The organism is Mesorhizobium sp. M0040, from assembly GCF_040323505.1.
Lineage (GTDB): Bacteria > Pseudomonadota > Alphaproteobacteria > Rhizobiales > Rhizobiaceae > Mesorhizobium.
Window position 1 is genome coordinate 1 of sequence record NZ_JAMYVA010000134.1, and the last position, 1,199, is coordinate 1,199.

The following is a 1,199-nucleotide window of genomic DNA, read 5'->3' on the forward strand; positions in this document are numbered from 1 at the left end:
GTCCTGGTAGAGGTCATGGCGACACGGGTCTGCCACACCGATGCCTACACGCTTTCGGGCCTCGATTCCGAGGGCAAGTTTCCAGCGATCCTCGGTCATGAGGTGCGGGCACCGTTCGGGAAGTAGGCCCCTGGCGTCACAACCTTGAGGCCGGGCGATCACGTCATTCCTCTCTATACTCCGGAATGCCGCCAGTGCAAAACCTGCCTCTCGCAACGTTCCAATCTCTGCACGTCCATCCGGGGCCACGCAAGGACTCGCGCTTATGCCGCATAAAACGACACGCCTATCCTGCGATAGTGGCGAGATCTTCCATTACATGGGATGCTCGACCTTCTCCAACTTCACCGTCCTGCCGGAAATCGCGCTTGCCAAGGTTCGCGAAGACGCTCCTTTCGACAAGATCTGCTACATCGGCTGCGGCGTCACAACGGGTACCGGCCCGGTGATGTACACGGCGAAGGTTCGCCCCGGCTCGAACTCGTTGTCTTCGATCTCGGCCGGATTGGCCTCAACGTCATTCAGGGCGCACGCATGGTCGGTGCTGACAAGATCATCGGCGTCGATATCAACCCTGCCAAGGCCGAAATGGCACGCAAATTCGGCCTCACCGATTTCATTAATCCCAAAGAAATCGGCAACGAAAAGGTTGTCCAGGCTATCCAGGACCTTACCGACGGCGGCGCGGACTTGCAGCTAGGGAAAGTGTTTCGTTAATCGAAAACGGCGACAAGCTCTCAGTTGTCGATCCCGCAGTCCTCATCCGGCGCCACGCATGCAAGGAGTGTGGCACTCACATGTATCGCCCAGTGGAACGGGAGCATGCCTTCAAAGGTTGTCGTTTATCCATTCGGTTGTTCGACGACGATTGGCCCGAACCCGGTTTCGCCGCCTTCGTATCTTCCATCATTGGAGCTGGGGTCAATCAGTCGGAAATGGATGAGGTTCGCGAGAAGTTGAAGGAGGTCGGACTGGAGCCGTATGACTGCCTGTCGCCGGCATTGATGGACTACTTGGCTATTGGACAGCAAGACGAACGGTATGCTGCAGTAACATTGTGTGCGGGCGGCGGTATACCGCCCCCCCCAACCCCCCCAACCCCCCCCCCCCCCCCGGGGGCGGGCGCCCCCGGGGTTTCGACGCAAAAAATGCGGGGAGGTTGGAAAGGGGGGGGACGCAGGGGTGTGGGGGGGTGGCGA

1 protein-coding gene and 1 pseudogene are annotated in these 1,199 nt (G+C 59.4%); both read left to right on the top strand.

Going from position 1 to position 1,199, the window contains the following annotated elements; translation table 11 throughout:
* Positions 1-3 precede the first annotated feature (3 nt).
* A pseudogene (locus NKJ91_RS34000) lies at positions 4-276 on the top strand (alcohol dehydrogenase catalytic domain-containing protein).
* Positions 277-324: 48 nt separating this feature from the next.
* Entirely contained in the window at positions 325-717 is a 393-nt protein-coding gene (locus NKJ91_RS34005) for a zinc-binding dehydrogenase (RefSeq protein WP_502903666.1), read from the top strand.
* Positions 718-1,199 lie beyond the last annotated feature (482 nt).

Excerpts from the sequence above, each read along its gene's own strand:
- NKJ91_RS34005 (WP_502903666.1), top strand. The coding sequence starts at position 325 with ATGCTCGACCTTCTCCAACTTCACCGTCCTGCCGGAAATCGCGCTTGC.